This is a genomic window from Prevotella sp. khp1 (assembly GCF_900102205.1).
In the GTDB taxonomy this organism is placed as follows: Bacteria; Bacteroidota; Bacteroidia; order Bacteroidales; family Bacteroidaceae; genus Prevotella; species Prevotella ruminicola.
The window spans coordinates 276,499-297,799 of the sequence record NZ_FNJZ01000001.1; the positions used below are offsets into that span (position 1 = coordinate 276,499).

At 48.7% G+C, this 21,301-nt stretch carries 18 protein-coding genes and 6 tRNA genes; 22 read left to right on the plus strand and 2 right to left on the minus strand.

The window, feature by feature from the left end; translation table 11 throughout:
• Positions 1–70: 70 nt before the first annotated feature.
• The 4 genes from BLR73_RS01230 to BLR73_RS01245 are packed head-to-tail and all read left to right on the plus strand — an operon-like array spanning position 71 to position 3,571.
• Positions 71–724 carry a 3'-5' exonuclease gene (locus BLR73_RS01230; RefSeq protein ID WP_091858126.1) on the plus strand — a complete coding sequence of 218 codons (654 nt, stop codon included), beginning with the start codon at positions 71–73 and terminating at the stop codon, positions 722–724.
• Positions 702–1,877, plus strand: coding sequence for a class I SAM-dependent rRNA methyltransferase (locus tag BLR73_RS01235; protein WP_041385677.1), 1,176 nt, complete (start codon positions 702–704; stop codon positions 1,875–1,877). Before BLR73_RS01230 ends, BLR73_RS01235 begins: the two co-directional genes overlap by 23 nt.
• Positions 1,867–3,168: a tRNA lysidine(34) synthetase TilS gene (gene tilS, locus BLR73_RS01240; RefSeq protein ID WP_091858129.1), complete on the plus strand. Its 1,302-nt coding sequence runs from the start codon at positions 1,867–1,869 to the stop codon at positions 3,166–3,168. Before BLR73_RS01235 ends, tilS begins: the two co-directional genes overlap by 11 nt.
• 7 nt (positions 3,169–3,175) lie before the next feature.
• Entirely contained in the window at positions 3,176–3,571 is a 396-nt protein-coding gene (locus tag BLR73_RS01245) for a hypothetical protein (protein ID WP_033150875.1), read from the plus strand.
• 64 nt (positions 3,572–3,635) lie between these two features.
• Here the strand turns inward: BLR73_RS01245 and BLR73_RS01250 are convergent, their stop codons facing one another.
• Both BLR73_RS01250 and rho read right to left on the minus strand, forming a co-directional pair.
• Positions 3,636–4,082, minus strand: coding sequence for a low molecular weight protein-tyrosine-phosphatase (locus BLR73_RS01250; RefSeq protein ID WP_091860041.1), 447 nt, complete (start codon positions 4,080–4,082; stop codon positions 3,636–3,638).
• A gap of 3 nt (positions 4,083–4,085) precedes the next feature.
• Entirely contained in the window at positions 4,086–6,062 is a 1,977-nt protein-coding gene (gene rho, locus BLR73_RS01255) for a transcription termination factor Rho (RefSeq protein ID WP_091858133.1), read from the minus strand.
• 250 nt (positions 6,063–6,312) lie between these two features.
• Here rho and yihA point away from each other — a divergent pair, with 250 nt between their 5' ends.
• The 18 genes from yihA (at position 6,313) to BLR73_RS01345 (ending at position 21,281) form a co-directional block, all read left to right on the plus strand.
• The gene (gene yihA, locus BLR73_RS01260) at positions 6,313–6,915 is read left to right on the plus strand and encodes a ribosome biogenesis GTP-binding protein YihA/YsxC (RefSeq protein WP_013062991.1); all 603 of its coding nucleotides are present in this window, start codon (positions 6,313–6,315) and stop codon (positions 6,913–6,915) included.
• Positions 6,915–8,711 carry a ribosomal protection-like ABC-F family protein gene (gene abc-f / locus BLR73_RS01265; protein ID WP_091858135.1) on the plus strand — a complete coding sequence of 599 codons (1,797 nt, stop codon included), beginning with the start codon at positions 6,915–6,917 and terminating at the stop codon, positions 8,709–8,711. The genes yihA and abc-f overlap by 1 nt, the downstream gene beginning before the upstream one ends.
• Positions 8,708–9,325: a recombination mediator RecR gene (recR, locus tag BLR73_RS01270; protein ID WP_013065562.1), complete on the plus strand. Its 618-nt coding sequence runs from the start codon at positions 8,708–8,710 to the stop codon at positions 9,323–9,325. Before abc-f ends, recR begins: the two co-directional genes overlap by 4 nt.
• A 6-nt stretch (positions 9,326–9,331) precedes the next feature.
• Positions 9,332–9,757: a hypothetical protein gene (locus BLR73_RS01275; RefSeq protein ID WP_013065008.1), complete on the plus strand. Its 426-nt coding sequence runs from the start codon at positions 9,332–9,334 to the stop codon at positions 9,755–9,757.
• Between the two features lie 21 nt (positions 9,758–9,778).
• On the plus strand, positions 9,779–10,618 hold the full coding sequence (locus tag BLR73_RS01280) for a glycosyltransferase family 2 protein (RefSeq protein ID WP_091858137.1): 840 nt from the start codon (positions 9,779–9,781) through the stop codon (positions 10,616–10,618).
• Positions 10,615–11,133 carry a GNAT family N-acetyltransferase gene (locus BLR73_RS01285; RefSeq protein WP_073042448.1) on the plus strand — a complete coding sequence of 173 codons (519 nt, stop codon included), beginning with the start codon at positions 10,615–10,617 and terminating at the stop codon, positions 11,131–11,133. The genes BLR73_RS01280 and BLR73_RS01285 overlap by 4 nt, the downstream gene beginning before the upstream one ends.
• An 83-nt stretch (positions 11,134–11,216) precedes the next feature.
• A tRNA-Asp gene (locus tag BLR73_RS01290) sits at positions 11,217–11,290 on the plus strand.
• Between the two features lie 34 nt (positions 11,291–11,324).
• Positions 11,325–11,398: transfer RNA gene (locus tag BLR73_RS01295), tRNA-Asp, on the plus strand.
• Between the two features lie 160 nt (positions 11,399–11,558).
• Positions 11,559–13,403: a glutamine--fructose-6-phosphate transaminase (isomerizing) gene (gene glmS / locus BLR73_RS01300; protein ID WP_033150870.1), complete on the plus strand. Its 1,845-nt coding sequence runs from the start codon at positions 11,559–11,561 to the stop codon at positions 13,401–13,403.
• A gap of 72 nt (positions 13,404–13,475) precedes the next feature.
• Positions 13,476–14,549: a glutamine-hydrolyzing carbamoyl-phosphate synthase small subunit gene (gene carA, locus BLR73_RS01305; protein WP_033150869.1), complete on the plus strand. Its 1,074-nt coding sequence runs from the start codon at positions 13,476–13,478 to the stop codon at positions 14,547–14,549.
• Positions 14,546–17,773, plus strand: coding sequence for a carbamoyl-phosphate synthase (glutamine-hydrolyzing) large subunit (gene carB, locus BLR73_RS01310; RefSeq protein ID WP_091858138.1), 3,228 nt, complete (start codon positions 14,546–14,548; stop codon positions 17,771–17,773). The genes carA and carB overlap by 4 nt, the downstream gene beginning before the upstream one ends.
• A 123-nt stretch (positions 17,774–17,896) precedes the next feature.
• Positions 17,897–19,039 carry a hybrid sensor histidine kinase/response regulator gene (locus tag BLR73_RS01315; RefSeq protein WP_013063382.1) on the plus strand — a complete coding sequence of 381 codons (1,143 nt, stop codon included), beginning with the start codon at positions 17,897–17,899 and terminating at the stop codon, positions 19,037–19,039.
• On the plus strand, positions 19,039–20,160 hold the full coding sequence (gene nspC / locus BLR73_RS01320) for a carboxynorspermidine decarboxylase (RefSeq protein WP_013065596.1): 1,122 nt from the start codon (positions 19,039–19,041) through the stop codon (positions 20,158–20,160). Before BLR73_RS01315 ends, nspC begins: the two co-directional genes overlap by 1 nt.
• A gap of 133 nt (positions 20,161–20,293) precedes the next feature.
• Positions 20,294–20,366, plus strand: a tRNA-Gly gene (locus BLR73_RS01325).
• 50 nt (positions 20,367–20,416) lie between these two features.
• Positions 20,417–20,498, plus strand: a tRNA-Leu gene (locus BLR73_RS01330).
• A gap of 23 nt (positions 20,499–20,521) precedes the next feature.
• Positions 20,522–20,608 (plus strand) — tRNA-Leu (locus BLR73_RS01335).
• A gap of 19 nt (positions 20,609–20,627) precedes the next feature.
• Positions 20,628–20,700: transfer RNA gene (locus BLR73_RS01340), tRNA-Gly, on the plus strand.
• 38 nt (positions 20,701–20,738) lie between these two features.
• Entirely contained in the window at positions 20,739–21,281 is a 543-nt protein-coding gene (locus tag BLR73_RS01345) for a hypothetical protein (protein ID WP_013064992.1), read from the plus strand.
• The last annotated feature ends 20 nt before the right edge of the window (positions 21,282–21,301 follow it).

Consider the following 21,301-nt stretch of genomic DNA (forward strand, 5'->3'; position numbering starts at 1 on the left):
TGCAAAAGTAGCTAAAATCGCTCATATTTCATCATAAATCGGGATTTTTTTTATAATTTTGCACGCAGAAATGAAAAAGTTAATACAAAACAAGGTAGATAAGAAGGCAATTTCGCAATTTCCACGTGCAATTTTCGACGGAAAGATTGTGGTAGTGGTGTCGCAAGCCGAAGCCGAGCGAGCAGTTGATTACCTGCTGGCTCAACCCGTGCTTGGGTTTGATACCGAAACGCGCCCCAGCTTTAAAAAAGGCGTACACCACAAGTGCTCGTTGCTGCAGGTATCCACCGAGAACTGCTGCTTCCTGTTCCGTTTGAATCACATTGGTCTTTGCCCTGCCGTTAAGCGCTTGTTGGCCGACAACACCGTAACCAAGGTGGGCCTGGCATGGCGAAACGATGCATTAGGCTTGCACCAGTTAGGCAATTTTGAGATGGGCGAGTTTGTAGATTTGCAGGATATGGCCCGTAAGATAGGTATCGAGGATCAGAGTCTGGCTAAGCTCTACGCCAACGTATTTGGCGAACGCATCAGCAAACGCGAGCAGCTAACCAACTGGGAGCGCGACGTACTCGACGACCATCAGAAGCGCTATGCAGCCACCGATGCGTGGGCCTGCGTACAGCTTTACAACGAGTTTAAAAGAATGATTGAAAATAATGATTATCAACTGGTTATCGTGCCAGAAATAACAACTAAGAATAATGAAGAAACTATATCTTAAGCGAGGTAAAGAAGAGAGCTTATTGCGTTTCCATCCATGGGTATTCTCGGGTGCCATTGCACAGGCCGACGACGATTTGAAGGATGGCGACCTGGTACGCGTATTAACAAATCATGGCGATTTCATCGCTGTAGGTCACTTCCAGATGGGCTCTATCGCCGTACGTGTTCTCTCGTTCCGCGATGTTGATATCGATGCCGATTTCTGGGCATCACGACTGGCCTCGGCACTTAAAGTGCGCCAATCCATCGGCATTGCCGACAATCCCAAGAACAACACCTACCGTCTGGTACACGGCGAGGGCGACAACCTGCCCGGACTGATTATCGACGTTTACGACCGCACCGCCGTTATGCAGGCTCATAGTATTGGCATGCACCTGCAGCGCAAGCAGATAGCCGAGCAGCTGGTAAAGGTAATGGGTAGCCGTATTGATAATGTATATTACAAGAGCGAAACCACACTGCCGTTTATGGACGATATGGAGAACGGCTTTGTATATGGCGGCAGCGAGGACAACGTGGCACTCGAGAACGGCTTGAAGTTCTACGTAGACTGGCTGCGCGGACAGAAAACCGGATTCTTTGTGGATCAGCGCGACAACCGTTCGCTGCTCGAGCGTTATTCGGCCGGCAAGAGCGTGCTTAACATGTTCTGTTACACCGGTGGATTCTCGGTTTACGCCATGCGCGGCGGCGCCAAACTGGTACACTCGGTAGATAGCAGCGCTAAGGCCATCGAGCTTACCAACCGCAATATAGCCCTTAACTTTGAGGGCGACAACCGCCACGAGGCCTTCTGCGAAGATGCCTTCAAGTATCTTGAGCAGGCAGGCAACAATTACGATCTGATTATTCTCGACCCTCCTGCATTTGCCAAGCACCGTGGTGCCCTGCACAATGCACTGAAGGGTTACACCCGCCTGAACAACAAGGCTTTCCAGAAGATTCAGCCAGGCGGCATACTCTTTACGTTCAGCTGTTCGCAGGTGGTTACTAAAGACCACTTCCGCAACGCCGTATTCACAGCTGCAGCCCAGGCAGGCCGCAAGGTTCGTATTCTGCACCAGCTGCACCAGCCAGCCGACCATCCTATTAACATCTATCACCCCGAGGGCGAGTATCTGAAAGGACTGGTGCTGTATGTTGAATAAGGTTAGAAAGTTTATTGAGCGCGAGAAGCTTCTTTATCGCTACGATCTGCATTTGGTAGGCCTGAGCGGTGGAGCCGACTCGGTAGCCTTGCTCTTGATTTTAAAGGATTTGGGTTATAGAATCGAGGCTGCGCATTGTAATTTTCGTTTACGTGGCGAAGAGAGCGATCGCGACGAGCAGTTTGTACGTAACCTTTGCAAGCAGCACGATATTCCGCTTCACGTAATTCATTTCGACACAAAAGAATACGCTGCACTACATAAAGTAAGTATTGAGATGGCTGCACGCGATTTGCGCTACGGCTATTTCCGTCAGCTTTGTCAGGATATCGGAGCCACAGATGTGTGTATCGCCCATCATCGCGACGATGCTGTTGAGACGCTGATGATGAACCTGTCACGTGGTGCTGGCATACACGGCCTTACAGGCATCCGCCCTAAGAACGATATCGTGCGCCGTCCATTATTGTGTATTAATCGACAGGAGATCCTGCAATATCTCGATTCCATCGGACAAACATTCGTTACCGATTCAACCAATCTCGAGGCCGACGTGCTGCGTAACAAACTGCGTCTTATGGTGTTGCCGCTTCTCGAAGAAATCGCCCCTGGTGCTATGGCCAACATCTATAAAACCGCCAATTACCTGCGCGAGGCCGAGGAGGTATATAATAAGAAAATCGAAGATTATAAAGATAACTTCATATCTGATAATAAATTCTACAAAGATTCAGACATAACACCGTCGATGCCGTCGATACTTCACGAGTGGCTGTCGCCTTTTGGTTTTAACTCTACGCAAACCGAGCAGATACTTGATTGCATGAACGAGACTGGGCGTGAATTTCTTTCGGCAACACATAGGTTAGTGGTTGATCGTGAATTCTTTGAGGTTGAGCCTATTACAGATCCGATTAAACCGCTTAAAATACCCGAGACAGGTACCTATCGCGACGAAGACCAAACCGCCTTTAAGTTCGAGATAACCACCGATACCACCGTATCACGTGAGCCCTATGTGGCTACGCTCGATGCCGACAAGGTGCAGTTTCCCCTCACGGTGCGCCTTGTAGAGCAGGGCGACAGATTCGTACCTTTTGGTATGAAAGGCAGCAAACTGGTGAGCGACTATCTTACCGACCAGAAGGTCAGTATCTTGGATAAGCGCCACCAGGAAGTAGTAACCGATGCCACAGGCGCCATTGTGTGGCTAATTGGTCGCCGCACCGACAACCGTTTCTGTGTAAGCAAAGAAACCACAAACGTATTGCGAATAACAGTTACTTTTTAGATAGGTTATGAAAAAGTTAGTTATCTTTTTGGTGATTATAGGCGCCATTGCATTAGGTTTGATGGTCACCACGCCCGATCGTCAGCAGCATGTTGATACCATTAAATCGGTCATGAAAGGCGCTGTAAGTGCCGAATTGCGCGAAAACAACATCGATGGTCCGCTTGGCTCGATAGCCTCGGTAGCCGCCACCACAGCCGTTGATCAGTTCCTGAACACCAACTTCCTGGTTCGCGACCACCGCTTCTACAGCCTTGGCTTTGTAGATTACGATGGCGAGTTTATCATGGTATCCGTAGGTGTGTTTAACCACGTGTACACCCTCGACGAGGATCAAGCCCGCCAACTCATCAAAAAGAAACTTGAGGAAATAAATCCTTTAGACTTTCTGAAGAAAGACTAAAAGAATTAATATCTTTAAAAACAAATTCAGTGTATTTGGTCAACAAATTCACTGAATTTGATCATCAAATACACTGAATTTGTTCTTCGAGTAAAGCTTGACAGCCACGAAGAACATCTTGCCAAGTGGCTTCGAAGTTGCCGGTGTACCATGGGTCGGCAACATCTTTATCGTAAAGCAGGGGGCGGATTTTACCCTCGGGATCGCCACCGGCTATACGGGTCATATTACGAAGATTGGCAGAATCCATACCTATCAACAGGTCGTAACGGCTGTAGTCGGCGCGGGTCATCTGACGGGCGGCGTGGCCGTTGCAGCAGATGCCGTGTTCGGCCAGTTTTCGACGGGCTGGGGGATAAACGGGGTTACCAATCTCCTCGGTAGAAGTTGCAGCTGACTCGATCAGGAATTGATCGGTCAGCTGCGCCTGTTCTACTAAGTATTTCATCACGTACTCTGCCATCGGACTGCGGCAGATATTACCGTGACAAACGAAAAGAATCTTCTTCATCATTTATCCGTTCATCGACAGGAGGAACTCCTCGTTTGTGCGGGTGGTTACCAAACGATCGCGAACGGTGCTCATGGCCTCGATAGGATTCATATCGGCAATAAACTTACGCATAATCCACATGCGGTTAAGTGTGGTATCATCAAGCAGCAGATCGTCGCGGCGTGTTGAAGACAGCACGATATCGATAGCTGGGAAGATGCGCTTGTTGGCCAGCGAGCGGTTAAGCTGGATTTCAGAGTTACCTGTACCCTTGAACTCCTCGAAGATAACCTCGTCCATCTTAGAACCAGTATCAACCAGAGCTGTTGCAATGATGGTGAGCGAACCGCCACCCTCGATGTTACGAGCAGCTCCGAAGAAACGCTTTGGCTTCTGCAGGGCGTTGCTATCCACACCACCGGTAAGAATCTTACCAGAGGTAGGTGCTACGGTGTTATAAGCACGAGCCAGACGGGTGATTGAATCGAGGAAGATAACTACATCGTGACCGCACTCTACCATACGCTTGGCCTTTTCGAGCACGATACCGGCAATCTTTACGTGGCGCTCGGCAGGCTCGTCGAAGGTTGATGCAATAACCTCGGCATTTACGGTGCGGGCCATATCGGTAACCTCCTCAGGACGCTCATCGATCAGCAGCATCATGATATAAGCCTCAGGATGATTGGCGGCAATAGCGTTGGCGATATCCTTCATGAGCACGGTTTTACCGGTCTTAGGCTGGGCCACTATCAGGGCACGCTGACCTTTACCGATTGGCGAGAAGAGATCGACGATACGTACCGATGGGTTGGTAGTAGCGCGATCGCCGCAAAGGGTGAACTTCTCCTCTGGGAAGAGTGGTGTAAGGTGCTCGAAGGCTACACGGTTGCGAACCTCATCTGGGTGGCGACCGTTAATGCTGCGAACATCGGTCATGGCAAAGAACTTCTCGCCCTCGTGTGGTGGACGAACGGTGCACTCTACCACATCACCAGTCTTCAGACCGTAACGCTTAATCTGCTGGGGTGCAACATACACATCGTCGGGTGACGACAGGTAGTTATAATCGCTCGAACGCAGGAATCCGTAACCATCGGTCAGAATCTCCAATACGCCGTTAGCATCAATCAGGTCGGCAAAGTCGTAGCGTGGCTGCGAGCTGGGCACAACATTTCGATTGAGAACGGGCTGCTCGGTAGCAACGGGTGCAACCGGACGGTCGAACATATCGAGTGTAGGTATAGCACTCTGGTCCTCGATGGGAATATCAAGAATGGTAATAAAATCGGTTCCATCGCCTGGGTCGCCCATCCATACGCCATTCTCATCAACCTCGTCGGTCATGGGGTCGGGGGCAGCCTCCTGGGCTACAGGTGCCATCTCAGGCTCAGCCTCGGGCTCATATTCTGACTCGGGAGCAGCAACCTTTGTGGCAGCCATTTTCTCGCGCAACTGCTCGATAGCATTGGGAGCGACCTCATCGTCGGCATCATCGGCACCAACGGCAAACTGGGCAGCCTCGGGCACAACAAATTCCTCGGCCTCGGCAGCGGCTTTGGCAGCAGCAGCCTCGATGGCAGCACGTGCAGCAGCCTCTTCGGCCTCTTTCTCAGCCTTGCTCTTACGTCCGCGCTTCTTAGGTTTTGGTGCTTCTTCGGGTGCAGCCTCAGCGGTTTCAGCAGGGGCAGCAGGCATATCGGCAAACAGCTGTGGCTGCTCGGCCTTTTTACGAGTGCGATTACTCTTTGAGTCGAGGTTCTCGCCATCCTCGCCATTTACAGTATAAACTTTGCTTGTATCTTTCTTAGCAATTCGTGTGCGCTTGCGTTTAGGTGAGTCGTCGGCAGCAGAGGCGCTCTGTTCAGCAGCCTTGTCGAGTATGGCATACACCACGTCAGTAAGCTGGTCGTCGGGCGAAACCTTAATACCAAGCTCGTCGGCAATACCCACAAGCTGGGGTATGTCCATAGATTCTAATTCTTCTTTTGTATACATACAATATGTACTTAAATTACATTTATGATTCTGAAAAGATTTTGTGGAAATGCTTCGCGAACGGAAGCACTGATTAGAAAAATCGTTGCAAAGGTACGCATATTTTTGCGAACCACCAAACTTTTTCGGAAAAATTTCGTATCTTTGCGCTAAAAACCGCGAAGATACTCCGTCTCGGCAAAAAAAAGAATGAATTCTTTTGTTTTGCTCTCGACTTTTCGTATCTTTGCACCCAAAATTGATATAACTTATGGAAATTAAGAAAGCCGAATTTACATTAAGCGCTCCGATGGAGTCGATGTGTCCGAAGGATACCAAACCCGAATACGCCTTTATTGGTCGTTCGAACGTGGGTAAGTCGAGCCTGATAAACATGCTTACCGGCAAGAAAAATCTGGCTAAGACCAGTGCCACACCCGGTAAAACACTGCTCATTAACCACTTTATTATTAATAACGAGTGGTACCTGGTAGATTTGCCCGGCTATGGTTTTGCCAAGCGCTCGAAAAAAGAGGTGCAGAAGCTGGAGCAGATGATTAACGGCTATATACTGCAGCGCGAGCAGCTGGTAAACGTGTTTCTGCTGATTGACATACGCTTGGAGGCCCAGAAGATAGATCTGGAGTTTATGGAGTGGATGGGAACCAGTAGCGTGCCATTTGCCATTATTTTTACCAAGGCCGATAAGTTGAGCGCCAGCAAGGTGCTTCAGAACCTGAATGCTTACAAGAAGGTGCTGAGCGAAACATGGGAAGAGCTGCCCCCGATTTTTGTTACCTCATCGGAAAAGAAACAGGGCCGCGACGAGGTACTGGATTACATTGAACAAATTAATAAAGGATTGAAGGAATAATGGCTAAAGAAAATCCATACTTAGACGTGCAGCACTTAACGAAGTCGTTTGGATCGTTGGTGCTGTTTCGCGATTTAAGCTTTTCGATAGCCGAAGGACAAAAGGTAGGACTGATAGCCAAGAACGGCACCGGTAAAAGTACGCTGCTATCTATCCTGAGCGGTAAGGAAGGTTACGACGAGGGCGAGATTATCTTCCGTCGCGACCTGCGCGTGGGCATGCTGGAGCAGAGTCCCGCATTCGACCCCAACGAGAGTGTGCTGGATGCGTGCTTTAACCATCAGGGCGACCCTGAGAAGGTACTGAAAGCCAAGCAGGTGCTGACACAGCTGAAGATACGCGACCTGGAACAGCCTATGCGCCAGCTGAGCGGAGGACAGCAGAAGCGCGTGGCACTGGCCAACGTGCTGATTACCGATCCCGATCTTCTGATACTCGACGAGCCAACCAACCATCTGGACTTGGAGATGATTGAATGGCTGGAGGGCTACCTGAACCGTGGCAACAAAACGCTGCTGATGGTAACACACGACCGATTCTTCCTGGACCGTGTGTGCTCGGTAATCCTGGAGCTGGACGATCAGACTGTTTATACCTATCGTGGCAACTACAGCTACTACTTAGAGAAACGCCAGGAACGTATCGACAACCGCCGTGCCGAAATAGCACGCGCCAACAACCTATATCGCACCGAGTTGGAGTGGATGCGTCGCATGCCTCAGGCCCGTGGTCACAAAGCCCGTTACCGCGAAGAAGCTTTCTACGAACTAGAGAAGATAGCCAAGCAGCGCATAGAGGAACGCCAAGTACGATTGAAATCCCGCAACGTATATATTGGCTCAAAAATCTTTGAGTGCCAATATGTATCGAAGGCCTTTGAGCGCCCCGATGCCGAACCATTGACGATACTCAAGGACTTTTATTATAACTTCTCACGCTTTGAGAAGATGGGTATCGTGGGCAATAACGGTACAGGCAAATCTACCTTCATAAAAATGCTGTTAGGCCAGGTGGCACCCGATAGCGGAAAGTTTGATATCGGCGACACCGTACGCTTCGGCTATTTCTCGCAAGAAGGTCTGCATTTTGATGATACACAGAAGGTTATCGATGTAGTAAAGGATATAGCTGAGTATATCGACATGGGTGGCGGCAAGCACTTAACTGCCTCGCAGTTTCTGCAGCATTTCATGTTCACACCCGAACAGCAGCACAACTATGTGTACAAGCTGAGCGGTGGCGAGCGCCGTAAGTTGTACCTATGTACAGTGCTGATGAAGAACCCCAACTTCCTGGTGCTCGACGAGCCTACGAACGACCTGGACATCGTAACACTACAGATTCTGGAAGAATACCTGCAGGACTTCCCAGGCTGCGTGATTGTAGTAAGTCACGACCGCTACTTTATGGATAAGGTGGTTGACCATCTGCTGGTATTTAAAGGCATGGGCGATATCAAGGATTTCCCAGGCAACTACACACAGTATCGCGAATGGGAGAAACTGCAGCCCGATGAGCCTAAAGAAGCCAAAGAGCAAAAAGCCGAAAAGGCCACAAAACAGCCCGCCAACAATCCGCAGCAGAAACGCAAGCTTACGTTTAAGGAAAAGCGCGAGTTGGAGCAGTTGGAAAAGGACATCGAGGCACTCGAGGTTGAGAAGAAACAGATAGAAGAAGCCCTTTGTGGTGGCACCACATCGGTTGAGGAAATAACAACAATGAGCAAGCGTCTGCCCGTGCTTAACGACGAACTCGACGAGAAGAGCATGCGCTGGCTGGAACTATCAGAAATATGATACAACAACAATACCCATCGCAACTGCTCGAAAAGGCTGTACAGGAGTTTTCGAAGCTACCGGGCATCGGCAGGAAAACCGCCCTGCGTCTGGTACTCTGGATGCTGCGCCAGGACGATAGCGACGTAACACAGTTTACTGCGGCAGTAAACGAGCTGAAGTGCGGCGTAAAGTACTGTAAAGTGTGCCACAATATCAGCGATACCGACATCTGTCCCATCTGTGCCGACCAGCGCCGCGACCAAACAACGGTGTGCGTGGTTGAGAACATACAGGATGTGATGGCCATCGAGAACACCCAACAGTTCAATGGTCTGTACCACGTATTAGGTGGTGTGATATCGCCCATGGACGGCATGGGTCCTGCCGACATCGAGATCGACTCACTGATACAGCGCGTAGGCGAGGGCACGGTACAGGAGGTGATATTAGCCCTGAGTCCAACTATGGAAGGCGATACCACCAACTTCTACATCTACCGAAAACTGGCGCCTACTGGCATAAAAGTAAGCGTGATAGCCCGAGGCATAGCCGTAGGCAACGAACTGGAGTATGCCGACGAGGTTACGCTGGGCCGATCGATTACTAACCGAACATTGTTTGAAGAAAAATAGGAAGATATGAAAGAAACAAGAAATCATTTGATGACCATTCTGGTTTTTGCCGTAGTGTTTGCACTTGGCATTGTAGTTCTGTTTGAGACCGATACCATGACTGCAGGTTTGTATACAGGCGAAACACAATCGGAGTTTTTCTGGACCGCCTTTATGGAACTGCTCACACTGGGTTGCGTGTTCCTGGGCTTGCGCCTGTTTAAGTTTAATAAGGTGCACGCCGAACTGGTAAGCAAAAAGCATAATGCCTTAAGCAAGTGGGGCACCCTGCGCCTGGTAATGATACTGGCACCCATGGTTGCTAATACATATTTATATTATTTATATATGAACACCACTTTTGGTTATATGGCCATCATCGGTTTGCTGTGCCTGCCATTTGTGTTTCCAACCATGAGCCGTTGCGAGGCCGAGGTTGAAGACGATAAATAATATCACCGCCAAAAGAAAAATATGAAGCTATCGGTTATTATCGTAAACTACAACGTACGCCCGTACCTTACGGCATGTCTTGATAGCGTACAGCGCGCTCTCGAGGGTATCGAGAGCGAGGTGTTTGTGGTAGATAACCATAGCGACGACGATAGTGTAGAGGTAATCAGTCGCGACTACGCGTGGGTACACCTTATTAATAATAGAGAGAACTTAGGTTTCTCGAAGGCCAACAACATAGCTATCCGTCAGGCACAAGGTGAGTACATTCTGCTGCTGAACCCCGACACCGTAGTGGCTGAGGAGACACTGAAAGGTGTTATCGACTTTATGGACCAGCACCCTAAGGCGGGTGGGGCAGGTGTAAGAATGCACAATGCCGATGGCACCCTGGCACCCGAAAGTAGACGTGCTATTCCCACACCTTTTGTCGCTGCCCGTAAGATGTTAGGCTTCACCAAGCGCTACTATATGAGCTACCTGTCGTGGGATGCGCCTGCACAGATCGAAGTGGTGAGCGGCGCCTTTATGCTGCTACGCCACAAGGCCATCTACGAGGTAGGCATGCTGGACGAGGACTTTTTTATGTATGGCGAAGATATCGACCTGTCGTATCGTCTGCTTCAAGGCGGATGGCAGAACTGGTATCTGCCTTACGATATTGTACATTACAAAGGTCAGTCGACCAGCAAATCAGATTTCCGCTATGTGCATGTGTTCTATCAGGCCATGCTGATATTCTTCCACAAGCACTACAGTCACCTCAGTTTCTTTTTTTCGCTGCCAGTTAAAGTGGCCATCTACTTCCGCGCCTCGCTGGCATTAGTTGATATCGTACGTAAAAAACTGCATTTAGGATGAAACAGATTACACTGCGCGCTATCGAACCCGAAGATCTCGATCTGCTATACCGTATAGAAAACGACGTAGAGCTTTGGAACGTTGGCAACACCAACGTACCATATTCGCGATACCTGCTGCACGACTATGTAGCTAACTGCAAAAACGACATCTATACCGACCGCCAGGTGCGTATGATGGTTGAGAACCAGGCAGGCGAGGTAGTAGGTGTGGCCGATTTGGTGAATTTCGACCCTGCCAACTGTCGCGCCGAGGTGGGACTGATAGTACTTAACAGCTATCGCCGACAGGGATATGGCACCGCCATGCTACAGGCTTTGGCCGATTACGCCCAGCGCATTTTGCATCTTCATCAGCTTTATGCCTACGTGGATTGTGAGAATAAAGCATCACTTTGCCTATTCGAAAAAGCCGGTTACAAAGTATGCGCAAAAATAGGCGATTGGCTGTTCGATGGAGCAAAATATCGCGATTCTGTGCTAATTCAGTACGTATTTCAGAAAAAATGCGATTAAATCGCAAAAAAATCGCCAAAAAGTTTTGGTAGTTCCAAAAATATCACTACCTTTGCACCCGCAAATAAGAAAAAGCGTTCTTTGGTGCGTTAGTTCAGTAGGTTAGAATGCCTGCCTGTCACGCAGGAGGTCACGAGTTCGAATCTCGTACGCACCGCTAAAAAGTTTTTTTTCATTCGTTCCATAGTAATGGTGCGTTAGTTCAGTAGGTTAGAATGCCTGCCTGTCACGCAGGAGGTCACGAGTTCGAATCTCGTACGCACCGCAGAGGTCCATCAAGATGTGAATCTTGGTGGATTTTTGTTTTATATTATCTTGTGTAAGTTTTTAGAAATATTTTTGGGCAAAACGTTTGTAGATTCAGATTTTTGTTGTAATTTTGCAGCCGAATTTGAATCAAAGACGACAAAACGACAAAACAGTATATGTGTGGAATCGTAGGATACATCGGGAATAAGGAAGCTTATCCCATACTAATTAAAGGCTTGCGCCGTCTGGAATATCGTGGTTACGATAGCGCTGGCGTAGCTTTGATTAATGACAATGGCGACTTGAATGTTTACAAGTCGAAAGGAAAAGTCGACAATCTTTGTGAATACTGCAACGACAAGAATATAAGCGGTACTATAGGTATAGCGCACACGCGTTGGGCCACTCATGGTGAACCATCATCGCGTAACGCACACCCACATTATTCAGAAAGTAAGAACTTAGCCATCATCCACAACGGTATTATCGAGAACTACGCCGAGCTGAAGGAGAAACTGCAGCAGAAGGGTGTACACTTTGTATCGGATACCGACACCGAGGTACTGGTTCAGCTCATAGAATATATTAAGGAACATAAGAATCTCGACCTGCTCACAGCAGTACAGGTAGCCCTATACCAGGTGATTGGTGCTTATGCCATCGCCGTACTTGACAAGCGTGATGCCGACCAGATTATCTGCGCCCGCAAGCAGAGTCCGCTGGTTGTAGGTATCGGCGAAGACGAATTCTTCCTTGGTTCAGATGCCAGTCCTATCGTAGAATATACCGATAAGGTGGTTTATCTGGAGGATGGTAACATCGCCGTTATCCGTCGCGGTCAGGATCTGCACGTGGTAAATATCCAGGGTGAAGATCAGGAGCTGGCCGTTAAGACCGTAGACATCGACCTGGGCCAGATTGAGAAGGGTGGTTACCCACACTTCATGCTGAAGGAGATTTTTGAGCAGCCTGAGTGCCTGACCAACTGCATGCGCGGACGTGTAAATGTAGAGGCCGACCATGTAACTCTTTCGGCACTGATCGACTACCGCCGCCAGCTGCTCGACGCCAAGCGCGTAGTAATCGTTGCTTGCGGTACTTCATGGCACGCCGGTTTGATTGGTAAGCAGATTATCGAGAGTCTGTGCCGTATTCCAGTAGAAGTGGAGTACGCCTCTGAGTTCCGCTATCGCAACCCAGTAGTAGGCAAAGGCGACGTAGTAATCGCCATCAGTCAGAGCGGTGAGACCGCCGATACACTGGCAGCCGTACAGTTAGCAAAAGAAAAAGGCGCATTTATATATGGTGTATGTAACGCCATCGGTTCGTCAATCCCCCGTGCTACCGATACAGGTACTTACATCCACGTAGGTCCTGAGATTGGCGTGGCATCAACCAAGGCATTTACCGGACAGGTAACCGTGCTCACGATGATAGCCCTGGCACTCTCGGAGGCAAAGGGAACCGTTAAGCGCGATGAATATCTGAAGATAGTAAAAGGTCTGAGCGAGATACCTATGAAGATTCGCGAGGTGCTACAGACAAACGATAAGGTAGCCGACCTGGCCCGCACGTTTACCTATGCACACAACTTCCTGTATCTGGGTCGCGGATTCTCGTATCCGGTAGCACTCGAAGGCGCCTTGAAACTGAAAGAAATTTCATACATCCACGCTGAGGGTTATCCCGCAGCCGAGATGAAACACGGACCTATCGCCCTGATCGACTCCGACATGCCTGTAGTGGTTATCGCCACCCATAACGCGATGTACGAGAAGGTGCTGTCGAACATTCAGGAGATAAAAGCCCGTCAGGGTAGGGTGATTGCGCTCGTATCGAAGGGCGACGACACCATTGCGAAAATTGCCGACGAGGTGATTGAACTTCCCGACGTGCTTGAGTGTTTGGAACCGCTGGTTGCAACGATTCCTCTGCAGTTGTTGGCTTATCACGTTGCCGTTTGCAAAGGTAAGAACGTTGACCAGCCAAGAAACTTAGCAAAATCGGTGACAGTTGAATGATATTTGAGGCGATTCGTTTTTAAACGTTTCGCCTTTTTTATAAAGAATATATTTAGATTATAAGGAAAGAATATGAGAGATGTAACACTGGTCCTTTCGGACGGAACTAAATTTCACGGCAAGAGTTTCGGTAGCGAGAAACCCGTAGCTGGTGAGGTGGTATTTAATACGGCTATGATGGGTTATCCCGAGAGCCTTACCGACCCCAGCTATGCCGGACAGTTGATGACACTTACCTATCCGCTGGTAGGTAACTACGGAGTGCCGCCATTCAGCATTGAAAATAACGGACTGGCAACCTTTATGGAGAGCGACAAGATTTATGCTTCGGCCATCATCGTGAGCGACTACAGCGAGCAGTACTCACACTGGAATGCCACCGAGAGCTTGGCCGACTGGCTGAAGCGCGAGGGTGTACCCGGCATTACAGGCATCGACACACGCGAACTTACCAAAGTACTGCGCGAGCACGGTGTGATGATGGGACAGATTATTTTTGACGACGAGCCCGACAACATCCCTACAGCCGAGTACGAGGGCATCAACTGGGTAGACAAAGTAAGCTGCAAAGACATTATCCGCTACAACGAAGGCGCTGGCCGCAAGGTAGTGCTGGTTGACTGCGGTGTAAAGAACAATATTATCCGCTGCCTGGTTAACCGCGGCGTTGAGGTAATCCGCGTGCCCTGGAACTACGACTACACCAACATGGAGTTCGACGGACTGTTCCTGGCTAACGGTCCTGGCGATCCCGACATGTGCGTGGACGCTGTAGAGATTCTGAAAAAACAGATGTCGGCATCGCGCAAGCCTATCTGCGGTATCTGTATGGGTAACCAGTTGCTGGCTAAGGCCGGCGGCGCAACCATCTACAAGCTGAAGTACGGACACCGTTCGCACAACCAGCCTGTTCGCGAGGTAGGCACCAACCGCTGCTACGTTACATCACAGAACCACGGCTACGCTGTAGATGCTGCCACACTGGGTAACGACTGGCGCGAGCTGTTTGTAAACATGAACGACGGTTCGAACGAGGGTATCCGTCATCTCTCATTGCCCTGGTTCTCGAGCCAGTTCCACCCCGAGGCTTGCTCAGGCCCCGTTGACACAGAATTTATGTTTGACCGTTTTATTGAGACATTATGAAAGATAATAGTATAAAGAAAGTGCTGTTGCTGGGTAGCGGCGCATTGAAGATAGGCGAGGCCGGAGAGTTTGACTATAGTGGTTCGCAGGCTCTGAAAGCACTGCGCGAAGAGGGTGTAAAAACAGTTTTGATTAACCCTAACATCGCCACCGTGCAGACATCAGAGGGTGTAGCCGACGAGATTTACTTCCTGCCTGTTCAGCCTTATTTCGTAGAGCGAGTAATCGATAAGGAGCGCCCCGATGGCATCCTGCTGGCATTCGGTGGTCAGACTGCTCTGAACTGCGGTGTTGAGCTTTACCAGAGCGGCGTACTGGAGAAGTATGGCGTAAAGGTACTGGGTACACCTGTACAGGCTATCATGGATACCGAGGACCGCGAGCTGTTTGTAAAGAAGCTCGACGAGATTGGCGTAAAGACCATCAAGAGCGAGGCTTGCTCTGATATCGAGAGCGCACGTAAGGCAGCTAAGGCACTGGGCTATCCAGTTATCCTGCGTGCAGCATACGCACTCGGCGGTCTGGGTTCTGGTTTCTGCGACAACGAAGAGGAGCTCAACAAGCTGGCCGAGAAAGCCTTTGCCTTCTCACCACAGGTGCTGGTTGAGAAATCGCTGAAGGGATGGAAGGAAATTGAGTACGAAGTAGTACGCGATAAATACGATAACTGTATCACCGTATGTAACATGGAGAACTTCGACCCCCTGGGAATCCACACAGGTGAGTCGATCGTTATCGCTCCTTCACAGACTCTGACCAACTCAGAATATCATAAGCTGCGTGCACTGGCCATCAAGATTATCCGTCACATCGGTATCGTAGGTGAGTGTAACGTACAATATGCTTTCGACCCACAGTCGGAAGACTATCGTGTAATTGAGGTAAATGCCCGCTTGAGCCGCTCATCAGCACTGGCATCAAAGGCCACTGGTTATCCCTTGGCTTTCGTAGCTGCCAAATTAGGTATGGGCTACGGACTGTTCGAGCTGAAGAACTCGGTTACCAAGACAACAAGTGCTTTCTTCGAGCCTGCTCTCGACTACGTGGTTTGTAAGATTCCACGTTGGGACCTCTCAAAGTTCCATGGTGTAGATAAGGAGCTCGGTTCATCGATGAAGTCGGTAGGCGAGGTAATGGCCATCGGTCGCAACTTTGAGGAGGCTATCCAGAAGGGCTTGCGTATGATTGGTCAGGGCATGCACGGATTTGTAGAGAACAAGGAACTGAAGATTAACGATATCGATGCTGCCCTGCGCGAGCCAACCGATAAGCGTATCTTCGTCATCTCAAAGGCCATGCACGACAAGCAGTACGATATCGATCGTATTCACGAGCTGACCAAGATTGACAAGTGGTTCCTGCAGAAACTGAAGCACATTATCGACATCGACGAGCAGCTGAAGAAACAGAATATCAACACCATCGAGAAGGACCTGCTGCGCCAGGCTAAGGTTTACGGATTTACCGATTTCCAGATTGCCCGCGCTATTGGTCTGGAGGGCGAGAGCCGCAACATGCACGATGCCTCGTTGCTGGTTCGCAACCGTCGTAAGCAGTTCGGTATCCTGCCTGTAGTAAAGCAGATCGACACTTTGGCTGCCGAATACCCCGCGCAAACTAACTATCTGTATGTAACCTACAGCGGTGTAGCCAGCGACATACAGTTTGAGAACGACAAAAATAGTATCATCGTACTTGGTTCTGGTGCTTATCGCATCGGTTCGTCGGTAGAGTTCGACTGGTGCGGTGTTCAGGCTCTGAACACTATCCGCAAGGAAGGCTGGCGCAGCGTGATGATTAACTACAACCCCGAGACGGTATCTACCGACTACGACATGTGTGATCGTCTGTACTTCGACGAGCTTACATTCGAGCGTGTATTGGATATCATCGATATGGAACAGCCTCACGGTGTGATTGTATCTACCGGTGGTCAGATTCCTAACAACCTGGCAGTATATCTGGATGAGCAGCACGTGAACATTCTCGGTACACAGGCCGTTGATATCGATGGCGCCGAGGACCGCGCCAAGTTCTCGCAGATGCTGAACGAGATTGGTGTAAACCAGCCAGAGTGGAGCGCACTCACATCGATGGAGGATATCGACAACTTTGTTGACCGTGTAGGATTCCCTGTACTGGTTCGTCCATCATACGTACTCTCGGGTGCTGCCATGAACGTTTGTTCAAACAAGGAGGAGCTTGAGAAGTTCCTGCAGCTGGCAGCCAACGTATCAGAGGATCACCCTGTAGTGGTTTCGAAATTCATCGAGAACGCCAAGGAAATCGAGATGGATGCCGTGGCTAAGGACGGTGAGATTATGGCCTACGCCATCAGCGAACATATCGAGTTTGCCGGTGTACACTCAGGCGACGCTACCATCCAGTTCCCACCACAGAAACTGTATGTTGAGACCGTTCGCCGTATCAAGCGTATCTCACGCCAGATTGCCAAGGCCCTGCACATCAATGGTCCGTTCAACATCCAGTATATGGCTCGCGAGAACGACATCCTGGTTATTGAGTGTAACCTGCGCGCATCGCGTAGTTTCCCATTCGTAAGCAAGGTGCTCAAGCTGAACCTCATCGATCTGGCCACCAAGGTTATGCTCGGTCTGCCTGTAGAGAAGCCCAAGAAAAACCTGTTCGACCTCGACTATGTAGGTATCAAGGCTTCGCAGTTCAGCTTTAACCGTCTGCAGAAGGCCGACCCCGTACTGGGTGTAGATATGGCATCTACCGGTGAGGTAGGCTGTATCGGTGATAACACCAACACTGCACTGCTCAAGGCTATGCTCAGCGTTGGTCATCGCATTCCAAAGAAGACAGTTCTGCTCTCAACAGGTTCGGCCAAGCAGAAGGCAGAGATGCTGGATGCCGCCCGACAGCTGGTTGAAAACGGCTACGAGCTGTATGCTACAGGCGGTACCTCAAAGTACCTTACCGACAACGGCATTGCCAACACACTGGTACACTGGCCATCTGACAACGCCCAGCCACAGGCACTCGATCTGCTGCATGAGCACAAGATCGACATGGTAGTGAACATTCCTAAGAATCTTACTACCCATGAGCTTACCAACGGCTACAAGATTCGTCGTGCAGCCATCGATCTGAACGTACCACTGATTACCAACAGTCGACTGGCAAGTGCATTTATCCATGCATTCTGTAGCATTAAACTGAACGAAATTGGTATCAAATCTTGGTCAGAATATAGGTAGAATAGGGGTCTAAAAGGCCTATATTCGCCCTAAAACGCAAAAAAATGGTGTAATAATTTGGTTATTTCAAATTATTGCACTATTTTTGCAAAGTTAATATCAACAATTACTGACCCTACAGGCATGGACGTAGCAGATACACTTGAATCCAAAATAAACCGCAGTGAGTACAAAGTACTTATTGTAGACGACGTTGTTAGTAATGTCTTACTTTTGAAGATATTGCTGACAAACGAGAAATTTCAGGTATGTACCGCCAATAACGGCACCACATGTATTGAGCAGGCCAAGAAGGAACATCCCGACCTGATTCTGCTTGATGTAATGATGCCCGATATCAGCGGTTTTGATACAGCAGTAATCCTGAAGAAAGACGAAGAGACAAAGGATATTCCCATTATCTTCCTCACGGCATTGAATACACCTCAGGATCTGGTACATGGATTCCAGGTAGGTGCTAACGACTTCCTGACCAAGCCTTTTAATAAGGAAGAACTGGTTATGCGTGTGATGCAGCAGATTTCGCTGGTAGCCGCCAAGCGTATCATCGAACAGCAGAACCGCGACCTGCGTGCCACACTTTCGAACCGCGATAAGATGTACTCGGTAATTGCCCACGATCTTCGTTCGCCAATGGCCAGCATCCGAATGGTATTGAATCTGGTAGTTGCATCAACTTCGCCCGAAACCGTAGGCGCCGAACTTTACGAACTGCTTGATAAAGCCAATCGTGAATCAGAAGATGTTCACGACCTGCTGGACAATCTGCTGAAATGGACCAAGAGTCAGACTGGTCGTTTGAGCGTGGTAGTTCAGGATCTGGATTTGAACGATATCATTCCTGGTGTGGTTGAGATATTCGAGATGATTGCACAAACCAAGCACATCAAGTTAGTTCTTCAGCCATCAGCAAGCAATCTGATTGTAACTGCTGATAACGATATGCTTAAAACGGTGATGCGTAACTTCCTGTCGAATGCCATAAAGTTCTCGCCAGAGAATTCTACCATCGAGATCAGTATGGTTGCCGAAGGTGATTTCGCAAAGATCAGCGTAACCGACCATGGTGTGGGTATCGCAGCCGATCGTATCGGCTCTATTTTCCGCAAGGGCGACACCACCTACGGAACCGGCGGCGAAGAAGGTTCGGGACTTGGACTCCAACTCTGTCAGGACTTTGCCCGTAAGAATGGCGGTGATTGTTATGTAGAATCTATCGAAGGTCAAGGTAGTACTTTCAGTTTTACTGTTCCACTAAAGAAATAATGAATACACCTATTTATATTATAGAAGAAACAAAGCTTCGCCGTAACCTCAGTTTGATTGCTGAAGTTGCGGCGAAAGCCGATATTGAGGTTATACTTGCTTTCAAGGCTTTTGCCCTTTGGAAGACATTCCCCATTTTCCGTGAGTACATTAACAGCACCACAGCAAGTTCGCTGTCGGAGGCCCGTTTGGCATTCGAGGAGTTTAAGGCACCTGCCCATACTTACTCGCCAGCCTATACCGAAGAGGAGTTCCCCGAGATTGTGAAATGTTCATCGCATATCACATTCAACTCGCTTTCGCAATATGAGCGATTCCACGAGCAAGCCAAATCGGCATCATTAGGTTTGCGTGTTAATCCCGAATACTCCGAGGTTAGTACCTTATTATATAATCCATGCGCACCTGGTACCCGTTTTGGTATTACTGCCGACAAATTACCCGAGCAGTTGCCTGCCGACATCGAAGGCTTCCACTGTCACACACTCTGCGAAAGCGGACCAGATGTATTCCAGCGCACACTGGTACACATCGAGGAGAAATTTGCCAAGTGGTTTCCACAACTCAAATGGATTAATTTTGGTGGCGGTCATCTGATGACTCGCAAAGATTACGATGTAGAACTGCTTATTAAAATCATACACGACTTTAAGAAACGCTATCCATGGTTGAAGATTATTCTGGAACCAGGTAGTGCTTTTGCATGGCAAACCGGACCTTTGGTATCGCACGTAGTAGATATCGTAGAAGACAAAGGTATTAAAACTGCCATTCTTGATGTAAGCTTTACCTGCCACATGCCCGACTGTTTGGAGATGCCATACATGCCCGAAGTACGAGGTGCCGAGATAGTAGAGATGGAAAAAGCTACCGAACCTATGACTTACCGTTTGGGAGGTAACAGTTGTTTGAGTGGCGATTTTATGGGTTCATGGCTTTTTGATCACGAATTAAAAGTTGGCGAAGAAATTATTTTCGAGGATATGATTCACTACACAACCGTAAAAACTTGCACTTTTAACGGAATTTCACATCCAGCTATAGGTATGTTGCATGCAAATGGCAAATTAGAGATTTTACGCAGTTTTGGGTACGAAGACTACCGAAATCGCATGGATTAGTGCTGTTTTTGTAAACAAATCGATAAAATGGCACTTTTTTCGAAAAAAAATCGCTGAAAAGTTTGTCAGTTCAAAAAAAAGCATTACCTTTGCACCCGCAATCAAGAGAGATGCCTCTGATAAAGAGAACAACGCGGAAATAGCTCAGTTGGTAGAGCACAACCTTGCCAAGGTTGGGGTCGCGGGTCCGAGTCCCGTTTTCCGCTCACTTGTTGAACAAAAAAGAGACGTTAAGGAATGGCCTTAATGACAAAATGCCCAGGTGGCGGAATTGGTAGACGCGCACGTTTCAGGTGCGTGTGCCGCAAGGCGTGCAGGTTCGAGTCCTGTTCTGGGCACTCTTTTTTATTCAGCGTATGTTGGAGAGGTGGCGGAATTGGTAGACGCGCTACTTTGAGGGGGTAGTGTCAATTGCGACGTGGGAGTTCGAGTCTCCTCCTCTTCACCATTTTTAAATTGACATTCTTGCGGAAATAGCTCAGTTGGTAGAGCACAACCTTGCCAAGGTTGGGGTCGCGGGTCCGAGTCCCGTTTTCCGCTCTTCTTTATAGGAAAACAACATCTTTTTCAAAACAAACATGAATTTATACTTAAGATATTTTGATCGAGAAACTCTCGTACCAACCGTAGACGAGGCTATAGAATTTTTAAGTTCGATAGATGAGATTGAGATGAATCCGCTTCTTGAAGCAGATATTCGTGAGTATGCATCAAGCGACGTTTTCTATCCCAAAAGATATAAAGTTCATCCTCGTGTTTATTTTATCATTATAAAGACCGAAGCTGCTACCATGCAGGACTTCAAAGATAAGAAAGCTGTTCATTCGGCAGAGTCGAACGAACAACCTTCGAAGGTAACACCTACCTTGATGCGACTGAATGAGATTAACGAAGGATGGTACGAAGGATATTTAGACTTTAAGCGCGTTCTTTTAGTACCTGGTACTGGTAAGTTCCAGTATCGCGACACCCAGTTTGCTGCTCGTGTAAAGGCATTCTCGGGTATGGAGTGCTATGAGCGCATGATCGACTATCTGCGCGACCGTGTTGACTCGCGTAGTCAGTTCCCATCACCTAAGGGTAAGAACTTTAAGTTCCGTTTTCTCGGCAAAGCTAAGTAATCAATCTATATAAACGCTCC

Coding starts and splice junctions, on each gene's coding strand:
- BLR73_RS01230 (WP_091858126.1), top strand. CDS start 71: ATGAAAAAGTTAATACAAAACAAGGTAGATAAGAAGGCAATTTCGCAA.
- tilS (WP_091858129.1), top strand. CDS start 1,867: ATGTTGAATAAGGTTAGAAAGTTTATTGAGCGCGAGAAGCTTCTTTAT.
- BLR73_RS01245 (WP_033150875.1), top strand. CDS start 3,176: ATGAAAAAGTTAGTTATCTTTTTGGTGATTATAGGCGCCATTGCATTA.
- BLR73_RS01250 (WP_091860041.1), bottom strand. CDS start 4,082: ATGAAGAAGATTCTTTTCGTTTGTCACGGTAATATCTGCCGCAGTCCG.
- rho (WP_091858133.1), bottom strand. CDS start 6,062: ATGTATACAAAAGAAGAATTAGAATCTATGGACATACCCCAGCTTGTG.
- yihA (WP_013062991.1), top strand. CDS start 6,313: ATGGAAATTAAGAAAGCCGAATTTACATTAAGCGCTCCGATGGAGTCG.
- abc-f (WP_091858135.1), top strand. CDS start 6,915: ATGGCTAAAGAAAATCCATACTTAGACGTGCAGCACTTAACGAAGTCG.
- recR (WP_013065562.1), top strand. CDS start 8,708: ATGATACAACAACAATACCCATCGCAACTGCTCGAAAAGGCTGTACAG.
- BLR73_RS01275 (WP_013065008.1), top strand. CDS start 9,332: ATGAAAGAAACAAGAAATCATTTGATGACCATTCTGGTTTTTGCCGTA.
- BLR73_RS01280 (WP_091858137.1), top strand. CDS start 9,779: ATGAAGCTATCGGTTATTATCGTAAACTACAACGTACGCCCGTACCTT.
- BLR73_RS01285 (WP_073042448.1), top strand. CDS start 10,615: ATGAAACAGATTACACTGCGCGCTATCGAACCCGAAGATCTCGATCTG.
- glmS (WP_033150870.1), top strand. CDS start 11,559: ATGTGTGGAATCGTAGGATACATCGGGAATAAGGAAGCTTATCCCATA.
- carA (WP_033150869.1), top strand. CDS start 13,476: ATGAGAGATGTAACACTGGTCCTTTCGGACGGAACTAAATTTCACGGC.
- carB (WP_091858138.1), top strand. CDS start 14,546: ATGAAAGATAATAGTATAAAGAAAGTGCTGTTGCTGGGTAGCGGCGCA.
- BLR73_RS01315 (WP_013063382.1), top strand. CDS start 17,897: ATGGACGTAGCAGATACACTTGAATCCAAAATAAACCGCAGTGAGTAC.
- nspC (WP_013065596.1), top strand. CDS start 19,039: ATGAATACACCTATTTATATTATAGAAGAAACAAAGCTTCGCCGTAAC.
- BLR73_RS01345 (WP_013064992.1), top strand. CDS start 20,739: ATGAATTTATACTTAAGATATTTTGATCGAGAAACTCTCGTACCAACC.